Origin of the sequence: Levilactobacillus zymae DSM 19395 (assembly GCF_001434115.1) — a bacterium.
In the GTDB taxonomy this organism is placed as follows: domain Bacteria; phylum Bacillota; class Bacilli; order Lactobacillales; family Lactobacillaceae; genus Levilactobacillus; species Levilactobacillus zymae.
In genome coordinates, this window is record NZ_AZDW01000050.1 from 1 (window position 1) to 13,729 (window position 13,729).

At 51.5% G+C, this 13,729-nt stretch carries 13 protein-coding genes and 1 riboswitch; of the genes, 7 read left to right on the forward strand and 6 right to left on the reverse strand.

The features are described from left to right. The first annotated feature begins 320 nt into the window (after nt 1-320). Entirely contained in the window at nt 321-1,607 is a 1,287-nt protein-coding gene (locus tag FD38_RS10410) for a cation:dicarboxylate symporter family transporter (RefSeq protein ID WP_057733965.1), read from the forward strand. Nucleotides 1,608-2,321: 714 nt separating this feature from the next. Continuing rightward, a riboswitch (M-box (ykoK) riboswitch) is annotated at nt 2,322-2,485 on the reverse strand. A gap of 151 nt (nt 2,486-2,636) precedes the next feature. On the opposite strand, the gene FD38_RS10415 is transcribed toward FD38_RS10410, so the two are convergent. Then, on the reverse strand, nt 2,637-2,984 hold the full coding sequence (locus FD38_RS10415) for a hypothetical protein (protein ID WP_057733967.1): 348 nt from the start codon (nt 2,982-2,984) through the stop codon (nt 2,637-2,639). A gap of 242 nt (nt 2,985-3,226) precedes the next feature. Between FD38_RS10415 and FD38_RS10420 the strand changes: the two genes are divergently transcribed. Together FD38_RS10420 and FD38_RS10425 are read left to right on the forward strand one after the other, a co-directional pair. Then, nucleotides 3,227-3,868 (forward strand): SDR family oxidoreductase, encoded by a 642-nt coding sequence (locus tag FD38_RS10420; protein WP_057733969.1) that lies wholly within the window; start codon nt 3,227-3,229, stop codon nt 3,866-3,868. A gap of 91 nt (nt 3,869-3,959) precedes the next feature. Beyond that, complete coding sequence (locus tag FD38_RS10425; protein ID WP_057733971.1) at nt 3,960-4,226, forward strand: hypothetical protein; 267 nt, start codon at nt 3,960-3,962, stop codon at nt 4,224-4,226. A gap of 111 nt (nt 4,227-4,337) precedes the next feature. Here the strand turns inward: FD38_RS10425 and gndA are convergent, their stop codons facing one another. Together gndA and FD38_RS10435 are read right to left on the reverse strand one after the other, a co-directional pair. Continuing rightward, a complete protein-coding gene (gene gndA, locus FD38_RS10430) occupies nt 4,338-5,780 on the reverse strand; it encodes an NADP-dependent phosphogluconate dehydrogenase (RefSeq protein ID WP_057733973.1) in 1,443 nt (480 codons plus the stop codon). A 109-nt stretch (nt 5,781-5,889) separates the two neighbouring features. Further along, nucleotides 5,890-6,360 carry a MarR family winged helix-turn-helix transcriptional regulator gene (locus tag FD38_RS10435; protein ID WP_083485342.1) on the reverse strand — a complete coding sequence of 157 codons (471 nt, stop codon included), beginning with the start codon at nt 6,358-6,360 and terminating at the stop codon, nt 5,890-5,892. Nucleotides 6,361-6,449: 89 nt separating this feature from the next. On the opposite strand from FD38_RS10435, the gene FD38_RS10440 reads away from it, so the two are divergent. Next, nucleotides 6,450-6,887, forward strand: coding sequence for a GNAT family N-acetyltransferase (locus FD38_RS10440; RefSeq protein ID WP_225430775.1), 438 nt, complete (start codon nt 6,450-6,452; stop codon nt 6,885-6,887). Here FD38_RS10440 and FD38_RS10445 read toward each other — a convergent pair. Then, on the reverse strand, nt 6,884-7,666 hold the full coding sequence (locus FD38_RS10445; RefSeq protein ID WP_057733975.1) for a glucose 1-dehydrogenase: 783 nt from the start codon (nt 7,664-7,666) through the stop codon (nt 6,884-6,886). The two genes, FD38_RS10440 and FD38_RS10445, sit on opposite strands and share 4 nt — an antisense overlap. A gap of 256 nt (nt 7,667-7,922) precedes the next feature. Between FD38_RS10445 and FD38_RS10450 the strand changes: the two genes are divergently transcribed. Beyond that, nucleotides 7,923-8,483 carry a GNAT family N-acetyltransferase gene (locus FD38_RS10450; RefSeq protein ID WP_057733977.1) on the forward strand — a complete coding sequence of 187 codons (561 nt, stop codon included), beginning with the start codon at nt 7,923-7,925 and terminating at the stop codon, nt 8,481-8,483. A 61-nt stretch (nt 8,484-8,544) separates the two neighbouring features. Here FD38_RS10450 and zwf read toward each other — a convergent pair whose 3' ends face one another. Further along, nucleotides 8,545-10,032, reverse strand: coding sequence for a glucose-6-phosphate dehydrogenase (zwf, locus tag FD38_RS10455; protein WP_057733979.1), 1,488 nt, complete (start codon nt 10,030-10,032; stop codon nt 8,545-8,547). Between the two features lie 415 nt (nt 10,033-10,447). Next, complete coding sequence (locus FD38_RS10460; protein ID WP_057733981.1) at nt 10,448-11,290, reverse strand: aldo/keto reductase; 843 nt, start codon at nt 11,288-11,290, stop codon at nt 10,448-10,450. A gap of 215 nt (nt 11,291-11,505) precedes the next feature. Here FD38_RS10460 and FD38_RS10465 point away from each other — a divergent pair, with 215 nt between their 5' ends. Beyond that, a complete protein-coding gene (locus FD38_RS10465; protein WP_057733982.1) occupies nt 11,506-12,321 on the forward strand; it encodes an Ig-like domain-containing protein in 816 nt (271 codons plus the stop codon). 192 nt (nt 12,322-12,513) lie between these two features. Continuing rightward, the gene (locus tag FD38_RS10470; RefSeq protein ID WP_057733984.1) at nt 12,514-13,707 is read left to right on the forward strand and encodes an Ig-like domain-containing protein; all 1,194 of its coding nucleotides are present in this window, start codon (nt 12,514-12,516) and stop codon (nt 13,705-13,707) included. Nucleotides 13,708-13,729 lie beyond the last annotated feature (22 nt).

Sequence of the window (13,729 nt, forward strand, 5' to 3'; positions counted from 1 at the left end):
CACGCCGATAGTAGTTGGGGGATCGCCCCCTGCGAGGATAGGACGTTGCCACGCAATGTCAGGAACCCAACTCGGGTTCCTTTTTTTGTATAATGGTTAAAAATCTAACTAACGGCGGTGATGCCCCGTTTAAGTGCCGATAATCTGCGGCAGAATGCCCCTTGACGACATTTTCTGAAACCGGATACCTGGTCATTTAAACGTCATAATTTTAATTTTCAGCTGGATGAAGTGCGTCGTTTTTCCAGCCTTGTGCTATCATTATGAGGTGAGAAGAATTCTGAAAAAACGATTAGACTATGAGAGAATGGGTGAAGATAATGAAAAGATACCGGAGTTACCGGCTTAGTTTAGGCTGGCAAATTTTAATTGGGTTAGTCTTAGGGATTGTGTTAGGGGTCATTTTCTACCAAAACAAAATGGCCATCACCGCCATGCAAAACATTGGGAACATGTTCATTGGCCTGATTCAAATGATCGTGCTGCCAATCGTGGTGTCCTGTTTAACCGTCGGGATCGCCAACATGGGCGATATCAAACAATTAGGCCGGGTCGGTGGTAAGACCCTGATCTACTTTGAAATCATGACCACGATTGCGATTGCCTTAGGGCTGTTAGTCGGTAATATTTTCCATCCTGGGTCGTTTATCGACATTCATCAATTACATAGTACGGATATCAGTCAGTACGTCTCTACGGCCAAATCAGCCAAGAATACGGGCATCTGGGCGACCCTGATGGGCATCATCCCAACGAACTTCTTCAAATCCTTATCCGAGGGTGACATGATGCCGGTCATCTTCTTCTCCGTCTTCTTCGGGTTAGGGACGGCGGCCATCGGCAAGCAGGGGAAAATCATCATCGACTTCCTTGATGCCGTGTCGCAAGTGATGTTCCGGGTCACCAACTGGGTCATGCATACCGCCCCAATCGGGGTCTGTGCCCTGATTGGGGTCACCATTGCGCAAATGGGGATTTCCGCGTTAGCGCCTCTGGGGTACTTCATCGTGTTAGCTTACGGGACCATGGCCGTCTTTATCCTGGTCTTCATGGGCTTGGTTGCCCGGATCTTCGGCTTCCGGTTATGGGACCTCTTAACGGTGATTAAAGACGAAGCCATCCTGGCCTTCTCCACGGCCAGTTCCGAAGCCACGTTACCACGGCTGATCGATAAGATGGACAAATTCGGGGTCAGCCAAGGGATCGTCTCCTTCGTGATTCCGACCGGGTACACCTTTAACCTGGATGGGTCGGCGATCTATCAATCCTTGGCCGCCTTATTCCTTGCCCAGGCCTACCACATCAACTTGAGCCTTGGCCAACAAATTACGTTACTGGTGGTCCTGATGATTACCAGTAAGGGGATGGCCGGGGTTCCCGGGGCGTCCTTCGTGGTCTTGCTGGCGACGGTTTCCACGATTGGGGTACCAATGAGTGGGCTGACCTTTATCGCCGGAATCGACCGGTTAGTCGACATGGGCCGGACCGCGGTCAACGTGGTCGGGAACTCCCTGGCAACGGTAGTTATCGGGAAATCCGAACACGAATTTAGCGAAGAGAAGAGTCAAGCCTACCTCGACAATATGCGGGCCGGCAAACGCGCTTAATCAGCTGAATAGATGAAAAAAAGACCTCGTCAGGACGACGAGGTCTTTTTTGACTTCAGTGTGTTTTTCTAAACCCGACCAGCACATCGACGTGCTTAAGGGACCACTTGCGGGGTGATTCCCATCAGCCCATGGGTAAGGGCCCTTACTCACGCCAATAACCGTTTATGACGGTTTGGTCAGGGATCGACGACAGACTTTAAATTACCAAAATAGTAGAAACGGCGTCAGTTACTTAGCGCTCTCCCCCCACAGGGTTCCCCGAGTGGTGAAGCTGCCTATCCAAGCTCGCACGTCAATGCGTCATCGCGGGATAGAGCCGGAAAAACAACGTAACTCTAGCTTGCGTTATCGATTAAATGGCTCGACCGGTTAGCCCCCAAACGAGTACGGGAAGGTCAGATACGAAACGGTTGACTCTAACGCCAACGATATCTGAGTTAACGGCGGACTAACGGGTCGGTTTTAAAATCTAGGGCCGAACTCGCCGCATCAAGCTACGGCGTCCGGACCGGGAAAGCTAGCTTTACTGGTTGTTTCTCAAAGCGTCAACCAAGAGGGATGAACCAACGCTATCTTTCCCACCAGAGAGTGACACGCTCCAGGATCATCTTTCAATGTCGTCATGTTCATCACCTCCATAAATAGTTGAGTTCAAATTAAAAGCGCCCGGCCTCATAACTAGCCGCGCGCACATCAAATAGCATGTGAACTTAAACCAGCTAGTCGTTGAGTTTTAGCACTATACGGCGTAGTTTGTTCAACAGCTACATTAGATCAGGCCTTATGTTGACCTGAACAGCTGACTCATTGGCGTTTCTCGACGTTTCTGAGCAGTAGCATTTTCCGTATAGGAGCCTCACCTAACAGCTTCCAATTTATCTTACAAAGTTAGTCTACCCGAATTTTTCTTAGAGTGCAAGGACAACGCATCTTTCGAAGAAATTCGTAATAACTATGATTATAACGGGACTGAGATACGAAAACCGGGACGGCCATCACCCGATGAACGTCCCGGTTTGAAGAAGATTAGATCCCTTGTTCGATTTTGGCGTAATTTTGGCGGTACCAGCCTTCCCACGTGTTGTCCTTGAGCGAGCCGTTAGCGTTGTAGGTCATCTTGACGGTCTTTAAAATGTTCAAGAACAGCGAGCGCTTATCCTTCAAGACACCGGCAATGAGTTCTTCCGGGGAGAAGTAGCGGTTTTCGAACAGGTATCGGTTGATATCGTTCATGGAATAGTCGACCCGGTATTGGGACAAGATTTCCAAGCTATTTTGCTTAAAATGCGCAATGTAGAAGTGCGCAAATTCGGCTAAAGCGGTTTGTTGGGCGTTTTCGTCCAAGTCGGTAATTGTTAATTCTGAGTCTGACAAACTCGGGACCTCCTTTAAGTTATCGCGACAGTGGTTGGCAATCAACCACACCCTTTTCTATTATGGCACTTTTTAGCGACCGGTAAAGACTCGATTCTTGGATTTTGCGGATTGGGTGGGTCAAATAACCAAGTTGCTAGGCGCTAGGGCGGCGTTAAACGCCAATTTTGGCGAATTTCAGCCAGTTGATAGTGGCTAGTGTATAATTAGACCGGAGAGTAGTGAGAAGGGAGCTTAGCGCAATGCAGGTGTTTGTGGTGGGGGCTAACGGTCAGATTGGACGGTTAGTCATGCAACAACTTATCGCCAGCGGGGATACCCCGATTGCTGGTTTACGACCCGGAGAGGAACGGGAGGACTGGGAAGATCAGGGCATCAAAGCCTGTGATTTCGACCTGTTGACCAAACCCGAGGCCTTGGCCAGCCAGTTATTAGGCGTGGACGCGCTGATTTTTGCGGCGGGGTCGGGCAGTCGGACCAAGGATGACATGACCCTGCTGATTGATCTCGACGGGGCGGTCAAGACCATGCAGGCCGCCGAAATCGCGGGAGTGTCGCGCTTTTTAATGATCAGCATGCTGTTTGCCGAGGACCGCAACCGCTGGGCCGAACCATTACAGGCCCTCTACGCGGCGAAATTCTACGCGGATCACTGGTTGACCCATCAAACGCACTTGGCCTACACCATCGTGGAACCCGGTGCGTTATCCTTCCACCCGGCCACCGGATTGGTCAAGAGTGATCCGTTAGCCGTGGGGAGCGTGCCCCGGGGAGATGTCGCGGCCTTTTTGGTGGCGGCGTTGCACGATGACCGGACGATTGGCAAGACGTTGCCCCTGTTACAGGGGGATCAAACCATCGCCCAAATTTTCGCCCGGTTGTGAGCGGCAGGTCGGCGCGGACCGGCGGATTTTGATATAATTAACTTATAAAAGAGATAAGCTGACTGCGACACCTTGAAGGAGGCCACCCATCATGACTGACAACTTAGTGTTAGCACCACCAGAAGCCCGTGAATTAGCGCACCATTTAGACGAATGGCGGAAGTGGCGGCAAAGTGCCGACGACCTGACCGCCGATCCGAATTGGGACCGGTTCATCGAGAAGAGCCGCGAAAAGGCGCAGTGGCAAGCGGGACTGGCGACCGAGATCGACCGCTGGGAAAGCCTGCACGCCATTCATTTGGCCTTGGAAGAACAGTTAGGCGGCGTGACTCACGCGGGTGGGCACACGCGCCAATAAATTGAATAACGCTTGAATGACGACCGGGGTGGCAGTGACCGGTCGTTTTTTGGTTGGCCAACTAAAAAAGACGCCCCGGAGGACGTCTTTTTCGAGATTAGAATTAAAGGTTTATTGTTCTTCGTACCATGAGTAGTGGAAGTCACCCTTACGGTCCCGACGTTCGTAGGTGTGTGCCCCGAAGTAGTCCCGTTGTGCTTGCAACAAGTTAGCAGGTAAGACTTCTGCCCGGAAACTGTCGTAGTAGGTGATGGCAGCGGAGAAGCTAGGAACAGGAATCCCGGCTTGAACGGCCAAAGCAACCACGTCACGAACGGATTGTTGATACTTCTTGGAGATGTCCTTGAAGTAGTCATCAAAGAGTAAGTTGGTCAACTTAGGATCCTTGTCGAAGGCGTCGGTGATGTTTTGCAGGAATTGGGCCCGGATAATGCAACCGCCACGCCAGATTTGTGCTAATTCACCAAACTTCAAGTTCCAATCGTAGGTTTCGGAAGCGACCCGGAGTTGTTCGAACCCTTGGGCGTAACTCATTAACTTACTGAAGAAGAGGGCTTGACGAACCTTTTCGATAAATTCAGTCTTGTCACCAAAGTCAACGTTACCTTGCTTTTCAGCAGCTGGTAAGACCTTGGATGCCTTGACCCGTTCGTCCTTCATCATGGAGATGTAACGGGCGTAAACGGATTCGGTGATAACAGATTGTGGAACTTGGATGTTCAACGCATCTTCGGAACTCCACTTACCAGTCCCCTTGTTGTTCCCACGGTCTAGGATGGCGTCAACGATTGGTAAGTTCTTGTCGTCGCCTAAGTCATCCTTACGAGTCAAGATGTCAGCGGTGATTTCAACCAAGTAGCTGTCCAATTCACCCTTGTTCCATTCCTTGAAGATGTCAGCCATCTCGTCAACGGAAATACCGGCAACGTTACGCATGATGTTGTAGCTTTCGTCGATCAGCTCTTCATCACCGTATTCGATCCCGTTGTGGACCATCTTAACGTAGTGACCAGCACCGTTAGGGCCGATGTACGTTACACATGGCTTGCCGTCTTGAGGGGCCTTAGCAGAGATTTGTTCCAAAATAGGGGCAACCAAATCGTAAGCTTCCTTTTGACCACCAGGCATTAAGGATGGGCCTTGTAAGGCACCCAGTTCACCACCGGATACCCCCATGCCGATAAAGTTGATCCCGGACTTGTCGAGTTCAGCGTTACGAGCCATGGTATCGTGGAAGTTCGTGTTCCCACCATCGATTAAGACGTCACCCTTGTCCAGCAATGGTAAGAGTTCTTGGATAACGGCGTCGGTTGGCTTACCAGCCTTAACCATCAAAAGAATTCGCCGTGGGGTTTCCAGTGACTTCACGAAGTCAGCCACCGTGTAACTTGGAATTAACTTCTTGTCACTGTGGTCCTTCATGACGTCCTTGGTCCGGAAATCAGAACGGTTGTAGATCCCAACCGTGTAACCGCGACTTTCAATGTTCAGGGCTAAGTTCTTGCCCATGACCGCCATACCAACAACACCAATGTTTGCTTTTTGATCTGCCATTAGTAACCTTCCTTTATGTTTCAGAATTAAATCAGGCCTTACAGGGATAAGTGTATCATCTCACAATCTGAAAGTGAAATATTTTAACTCTATTGTTTGAAAATTGTAACTAATTTTCATCCCGTGGTGGGGTGCACCCGTGTTCAAACCGCGTGGGGTCTGCTTGCAGGCGTTCGATGTTGGTGGCCACCCGGGCCAATAATTCTTCGAGCATTAACCGTTCACCGGCCGAAAAATCGGTTGTGCCCACGGTTAACAAGGTCTGTTCGTAATGCTGGAGCTGAGGGTAAAACGCGTGGGCTTGTTCGGTAGGGACCAGGCACTTGCGTTTCTTATCGGCCGGGTCGGGTTGACGGATCAGGTAGCCGCCGGTAATCAGCTTACGGACGGTCCGCAGACAGGTCGACGGGTCGACGTGCAGCTGTGTGGCGAGTTCGGCCTGGGTGATCCCCGGCGAATCCAGAATATGAAGCAGGTAGAGAAACTGGTTGTTTTGGAGGTTTTGTTGACTGAAGAGGTGATTACCCATGCTCGATGTGGCGCGCGCAATCAACCCGATACTGCGAAATGAATTTGGCATGTTAAGCTCCTCAAAAAATAGTAGTTGCATTTGCAATTAAAAAGTGACATACTTGTCCTCAATCATAACACGAAAGTGACGGGATAAGAATGATAAATTGGCAAGTTAAACCCTTAGAACAACTCACGGCACGCGAATTCTATGATCTTGCATATGAACGTACACGGACCTTTGTGGTGGCCCAGCAGCGGATCTACCAAGAAATTGACGCCATCGATCTGACAGCCCAGCACATTTTGGGTTATCAGGACGGCCACTTGGTTGCCTACGCACGGGTCTTTACCGAACAGGGCCACGCCACCTTTGGCCGCGTCCTGACGGTGCCGGAAGTTCGCGGGCAGGGCGTGGGACGCTTGCTGATGCAACAAATCACCACCGAACTGGCCCAAGATTTTGCGGGTCAGCCGGTGGTGATCGAGGCACAGGTTGATAAACAACATTTTTATGAAAAGTTCAATTATGCGGTGGAAGGGCAGCCCTTCTTATTTAACCACACGCCGCACATCAAGATGGTCCGGCAGGCCTAACGCAAAAGGTAACCGCCGTCGACGGGGATGGTGGTCCCGGTGACGTAGTTGGACGCTTCGCTGGCCAGAAAGACCAACGTGCCCATGAGCTCACGGGGTTGTGCCCAGTGGCCGGCGGGGATGTGCGCCAGAATTTCCTGGTTGCGTTGAGGGTCGTTTTGTAAGTCTTTGGTCATCGGCGTGTCGATGTAGCCTGGAGCGATGGCGTTGACCTGAATGTTGTCGCCGGCCAAAGCGTCGGCATAGGCCTTGGTCAGGCCCACCACGGCGTGCTTGCTGGCGGTGTACGGGAAGATGAATTTCCCGGCTCTGAAGGACTGCATCGAACCCACGTTGATGATTTTGCCGTGGCCCTGGTCGGCCATGACCTTAGCGACTTCGTGCGACAAGTAGTACAGGGCGTTTAGGTTTAAATCAAGCACCTTGCGCCAGTCATCGTCCTTGAAGTCCCGCCAATTGTTGCGTAGCTGCATGCCCGCGTTGTTGACCAGGATGTCGATGTGGTCGAATTGCTTTTGGGCGGTTTCGGTGATCTTCTTGGCGGCGTCAGGCGCGGTCAAGTCGCACTTCAAAAAGGCAACTTGGCCGGAAAAGACGTCGTCCATCGACCGGATGGCTTCCCAGTTCTTGTCGGTCCGGCTCACCACTAAGACGCGGGCCCCCGAACGCAGCAGGGCCTTGGTGTAGTAAAATCCCAATCCGGAGGCCCCACCGGTCACGATGGCGGCTTTATGGTCGAGACGGAAGAAATCACTTGAAAATTCTGGCAATTTTGACATACGAAAATCTCCCTTGATATGTAATCTACGGCACCGAAACGCCACGGAAAGATGCGCGGCACCAGTAGTATTAAACCGCTTTCATTATAAAATTTTTTCTGAAAAATTGTCAATTCGTTCACAAGTCGTTAAACGGTCGTCAAAGCCCATACGACCCGGTTAGGTGGGGACCGGAAAAAATTTTGCTCACCACGCGTCCACGTCACTGGGCGCTTAGATTCTAGAAATTGAAAAACTTTTCAGGAGGTACCATCAGATGACAATTCAATTAAACGGGGCAACCCCGCCAGCCTGGCAGGTTCGGTGCGCAACGAAGACCGATTTACCAGCGATCTACCAGTTTTACCGCGAGGTCTGTGCGGCGATCAGCACCACACCGTACGGACCGGCGTGGCGGTGGGGTGTCAACCCCAGCGAGGCCATTTTGCAGCGCGACCTGCGCCAAGGAAAACTACTGTTAGGCTACGATCACGCGCGGTTAGCCGCGGTCGGAGTACTGTTACCGGGCGAAGATCCCGATTATCGCGGGGCCGCCTGGCGGTTGCCGGCAACGGGCGCTGAGATTGGGGTCCTCCACCTCTACGCCGTCCACCCCGATTTTCGGGGACGGGGGATTTCGACCAAGATGCTCCGAGCGATTTTAGCGCAAGCCAGAGCCGACGGGCAGACCGTGTTGCATTTAGACGCCATCAAGGGCAACGTGCCCGCCGAAAAACTCTATACGGCGGTCGGCTTTCGGTTCATCGAAGAACGGGTCGTGACCGTTCCACGGATCGGTCAGCTGACGTTACGGTTAATGGAACGTTCTACCCGTTAAACGATAGTATTCAAAAAACGCCATCCGCGAGGGATGGCGTTTTTTTGAGTTAATTTTAGGGTTAGTGGTTCAACCGGTAAATCCATTCGCGGTGATCGCGTTGGATGAGTTCTTCGGCTGCGGCCGGGCCCATGGAGTGTGGCGTGTAGTTCGGGAAGTTTGGTTCTTGTAAGTCCCAAACCCGACGAATTTGATCCACGAACTTCCAAGCGTAGGAAACTTCTGGCCAACTGGAGAAGTTGGTCCCGTCGCCCTTCATCACGTCGTGTAACAGACGTTCGTAAGGTTCTGGCGTTTCCTTGGACTTTTCAGCATCGACCAAGTAGTCCAACTTGATTGGTTCCGTTTGGAAACCGGTGTCGTTGGTCTTGGCGTTCAATTGCAGGGAGAACCCGGCGTGTGGTTCCACGAAGATGGTCAGCACGTTAGCGGCCAGTGGCGTGGATTGACTTTGTGGGAAGGCGAAGATGTCGACTAACGGACGCTTGAAGACCACGTCCACCCGCGTAAACTTGTCGGCGAGCATCTTCCCGGTCCGCACGTAGAATGGGGTGCCGGACCACCGGTAGTTGTCGAATAACAACTTCCCGGCCACGAACGTTTCAGTCGTGGAGTCGGTTGGCACGTTGTCTTCGTGACGGTAGTCGGGTTGGTCGTTGATCGAGCCGTATTGGCCACGAACAAAGTTAGTCGCGGCATCGGCCACGTTGTAGACCCGTAAGCTCCGTAAAGCCTTCACCTTTTCAGCCCGGATATCGGTGTCCGTAAAGGCGACCGGTTGTTCCATGGCTAACAGGCTGACGATTTGCATGATGTGGTTTTGGACCATATCCCGCAAAGCCCCACTGTTGTCATAGTAAGAAGCCCGTTCTTCGACCCCCAGTTTTTCGGATAACGTCACTTGGATGTTATCGATGTACCGGTTGTTCCAGAGGGATTCGACTAAGGTGTTGCCGAAACGTAAGGCTTCGATGTTTTGGATCATTTCCTTACCCAAGTAGTGGTCAATCCGGAAAATTTGATTTTCGTCGAAGGACTTGCTTAAGGCATCGTTTAATTGCTTAGCGGAATCGTAATCCCGACCGAATGGCTTTTCGATGACCAACCGGTTGAAGGCATCCTTGTTGCTGGACATCAACCCTTGGGTCTTCAAGTCTTGGGCGATCGTGCCGAAGAATTGTGGGGCCATGGAGAGGTAGAAAATCCGGTTGCCTTGTAACTTGTACTTCTTATCCAGCTTGTCGAGTAAGTCCTTGACCACGGCGTAGTGCGCGGTGTCGGTCACGTCGTGTGCTTGGTAGTAGAAATGGGAAATAAAGTCGTTAGCTTCCTTAGATTCTACCCGGTTACCGCTATCCGCCAAAGACTTCTTAACGGCTGCGCGGAACTTTTCGTGATCCATTGCCTGCCGGGAAGTCCCGACCACGGCGAAGTGGGTCCGTAAGTTTCCTTTACGGTAAAGGTTAAACAGACTTGGGTAAAGTTTCCGGTATGCTAAGTCACCGGTACCACCGAAGAACAAGAATAAAGCTGTGCGTTCAGTTGCCACGAGATAGTCACTCCTTAAGTGTTTAAATCCAGACGATCCAATTGTTATTTAGTCAGCTGCTACTTTGAGAAACGGGTGTTACCACCGGTTATTGACGAGAAGGGCAAGTTCAACTCGTCACCGCGAGTTAGTCTAGCGTAAAAAAGTATGTCTAGACCACTTCGAAAGTTATTATACCCTAGTTATCGCTGAAAAGCGACCTTTTTAAAGCAAGAATTTTAATTTTTGACAACCGGTTGCAATGCCTATTTATCAACGTTTACATCATATTTGCGTTTTCATGAAAACGCAAACTAAATCGGCAATTCTTCGTGGAAACGATTTTCGAAACGGTTATTGATGTAATCGCTACCAGGTCCAGAGTAACAAAAAAGCCCCCCGGAATAAACCGATTGGCTTTCTAAAATCAAGTTGGTTAATTGGCGAGAGCTTTCAGGGCGTCAAAGTCGGCGTCACTTAAAGTGATGTCGCGGGCCTTGAGGTTTTGCAGTTCGTGATTGCTGGATTTGGTCCCCGGAATTGGGAGAATCACGTCGGAGCGTTGCAACAACCAGGCCAGGGCGATTTGTGACGGGGTGGCGTCGTACTTCTGCGCGATGGTCAGCAGAGTCGGGTTGGTGATCAGCTTCCCGGTCGCCAACGGGTACCACGGAATGAAGGCGATGTGGTGCGCTTCGGCGTAGTTTAAGAGGTCCTCGTCGCTACGGTTGATCAGGTTGTATTGATTCTGCACGGAAACGATGGGCATAATCTTTTCGGCGGCCTTGAGCTGGTCGACGGTAACCTGACTTAAACCGACGTGGCGAATTTTGCCTTCCTTTTGCAGGTCCTTTAAGGCCCCCAACTGAACGGCTAACGGGTAATCGGGGTCGATCCGGTGGAGTTGTAACAGGTCGATGTGGTCAAGTCCCAACGTAAAGAGGTTCATTTCGACCTGTTGCTTCAGATATTGGGGTGCCCCCAGCGGAGTCCAGACGCCGGGGCCTTGTCGGGTATAGCCGACCTTAGTGGCCACCATGACGTGGGCGTTGGGACGCGCTTGCAACGCGGTCCGCAGGTAGCGGTTGGCGTACAAGGGGCCGTAAGCGTCGGCGGTATCGATGAAGTTGACGCCGTTGTCGATCGCCGTTTCAATCACCTGAGGCGCGTGTTGCGGATCAGCGGCCGGTCCCCAGACGCCTTCACCGGGCAGCTGCATGGTCCCGTAGCCTAAGCGATTGACCGTCAAATCGGCATCAAACGTAAATGTTTTTTCCATTAGATAATCACCTTTCTTGACTGACTGGGTCTACGGTAGTAGATTAAGGCCGCAGGTGCAACGATTTAGGGCCGGTTGACGGGGCCAAGATAAGGTAGTTAATTTTTATTAAACTCTCGATATTCTGTCACTAAATTATAAAAAATCTGTTATACTACGAGTCGATTAATAAATTAGCCGGTGGTGATCTGCCGGTAACTGAAGGAGTCAGAATAATGAAGAAATTTATGGTTGCATTAACTGGCTTGGTAACGGTAGCCACTTTAGGCGCAACGGTACCGGCAACTGGCATCACGGCTAACGCGGCAACGAAGAAGACCACGTCAACTTACGTTAGCCCAAGTTTAAAGGTTAACGCCATTTACAATAACTCGAAGACGATTAAGGGGACGGCCACTAAGGGGTCCAAGATTACCGTTAAGAGCACTAAGAACGCCAAGAAGAACCTGGCTACGGCCACGGCTTCCAGCAAGACGGGGAAGTACACCGCTAAGCTGTCCAAGACCCTAAAGAAGAACACCAACGTCTACGTCTACGCGACGAACCCAAAGACCAAGGCTTACTTCTATCGGATCATCCGGGTCCAAGCCGCAGCCACTAAGACGGCGACGAAGAAGACCACGTCCACTAAGAAGACCACCACGAAGACGACGGCCAAGAAGACCACGTCGACCAAGAAGTCTACGGCTAGTTTTTCCGTTAAGACGCCTACGGGCACTTGGAAGTCCAACACGGCAAACAAGTACTCGCAAGTCTTCACCTTCAGCCAAAAGACTGGTTTCAACCAAACCCTTTACAAGAACGGTAAGAAGGTCAAGACCTTGGTTTCTTACGCCACCTACAAGGTAGACGCTAAGACGCCAACGTTCTGGAAGATCACGTACACGCCAAAGAACGCTAAGAAGAGCTCCAGCTTCTACATGCGCTTTACGTCCGCGAAGAAATTCAAGATCGTTAACTCAAAGAACCAAGTCGTTAAGACCACGGCCGGTGTTGCCCCAGCGGCTAACTGGACGTTTACTAAGAACTAAATTAACGCGACCTCAGTATCTGAGGACCGACGTCGACTCTGCGGAGTCGGCGTTTTTTTGGTTCATTAATCATTTGATAAACCAGTTAACGATGATGATAATGTTGTAAATGAGCGGTTTACGCCGAATACTATTTAAACTTGTGGTAGACTAGGAGTGATTTAAAATTATTGTAATTTGGAGGGAATACATATGCGAGTTAAATGGGTTAAGGTCGGGCTTTTGAGCCTGCTAGCTGCCATCATTATGTTCTTAAATGTAAGCGCTGTTAAGCCGGCACAGGCTAGCACGTTGGCCGACGGGGAATACACCATTCCGGCAACGTTGGTGCAAGCCAACGGCAGCACGTCTTCGGCAGCGAAGTTCTTTGCGAACACGGCGCAGGTGACCGTGACGGGGGACCAAGCTCAGGTCAGCCTAGCAATGCAGAATCATGCGGAAATGTTTATCAAGGCGGCTACGGTGGCGGGGCAAAGTGCCGTGAGTGGTTCGGCGCTGACCTTTAACGTGACGCCAGCCACGACCACCGTCCCCGTGACGTTCAATCTGCAAATTCCACAATTAGGGGCGAAGACGGAATCGGCCAGCATCACGTTAGATTGGCAGACCGTGCCGGTAGTTACGCCAGCGGAAACGACTACGGACAGTTCGACGACCACCAGTGCAACTAGCGACAGTGCGACCAGTAGTGTGACTAGCGCCGTGGGACCAACCACGACGCCGACGGCCACCAAGACCACCACGGCTAAGTCCGTGAAGACGGTCACCCAACCCCGGTTGACGGTGAAGACCGTGACTAACCGGACTAAGACGGTGACGGGGCTGACCAGTCAAGGGGCCAAAGTGGTGGTCAAACGCCACGGCACGAAACTAGGGTCGTCCACGGCCAACCAAGCCGGTAAGTACGCCGTCAAGTTAACTAAGGCCCAAAAGGCCAAGACCAAGTTGACCATCACCACGACCAAGGCGAAGATCAGTACCACCAAGACGGTCACGGTCCGCAAGGCCGCGGTCAAGAAGACTGTTAAAAAGGCCAAGAAACCCGCTAAGCAAGCGCCCAAGACGCCAACGGGGACCTGGAAGGCGACCGGCACCAAGGGCTACACCCAGGTTTGGACCTTTACTCAGAAGACCGGGCTGACCCAGAAGGTCTACCGGCACGGTAAGGCCGTCAAGACGCGGGTGGCCTACGCGACTTACCACGTGACGCCTAAAACTACCACGTTTTGGAAGGTCACCTACGCACCTCGCAAGGCCAAAAAGCAGACCCTGTATCTGCGATTTACCACGGCAAAGCAATTTAAACTGGTGAACGCCCAGAATCACGTGATCAAGGCGGCCGCAACGCCGGCACCGGCCACGACTTGGACGTTTAACCGGCGGTAAGTTTGAAAAAAATGGGGGTATC

Bases quoted from the DNA above. Each gene is read 5' to 3' on its own strand.
- FD38_RS10450 (WP_057733977.1), top strand. From the start codon at position 7,923: ATGACAATTCAATTAAACGGGGCAACCCCGCCAGCCTGGCAGGTTCGG.
- FD38_RS10470 (WP_057733984.1), top strand. From the start codon at position 12,514: ATGCGAGTTAAATGGGTTAAGGTCGGGCTTTTGAGCCTGCTAGCTGCC.
- FD38_RS10440 (WP_225430775.1), top strand. From the start codon at position 6,450: ATGATAAATTGGCAAGTTAAACCCTTAGAACAACTCACGGCACGCGAA.
- FD38_RS10465 (WP_057733982.1), top strand. From the start codon at position 11,506: ATGAAGAAATTTATGGTTGCATTAACTGGCTTGGTAACGGTAGCCACT.
- FD38_RS10435 (WP_083485342.1), bottom strand. From the start codon at position 6,360: ATGCCAAATTCATTTCGCAGTATCGGGTTGATTGCGCGCGCCACATCG.
- FD38_RS10410 (WP_057733965.1), top strand. From the start codon at position 321: ATGAAAAGATACCGGAGTTACCGGCTTAGTTTAGGCTGGCAAATTTTA.
- FD38_RS10460 (WP_057733981.1), bottom strand. From the start codon at position 11,290: ATGGAAAAAACATTTACGTTTGATGCCGATTTGACGGTCAATCGCTTA.
- FD38_RS10420 (WP_057733969.1), top strand. From the start codon at position 3,227: ATGCAGGTGTTTGTGGTGGGGGCTAACGGTCAGATTGGACGGTTAGTC.
- FD38_RS10425 (WP_057733971.1), top strand. From the start codon at position 3,960: ATGACTGACAACTTAGTGTTAGCACCACCAGAAGCCCGTGAATTAGCG.
- FD38_RS10445 (WP_057733975.1), bottom strand. From the start codon at position 7,666: ATGTCAAAATTGCCAGAATTTTCAAGTGATTTCTTCCGTCTCGACCAT.
- gndA (WP_057733973.1), bottom strand. From the start codon at position 5,780: ATGGCAGATCAAAAAGCAAACATTGGTGTTGTTGGTATGGCGGTCATG.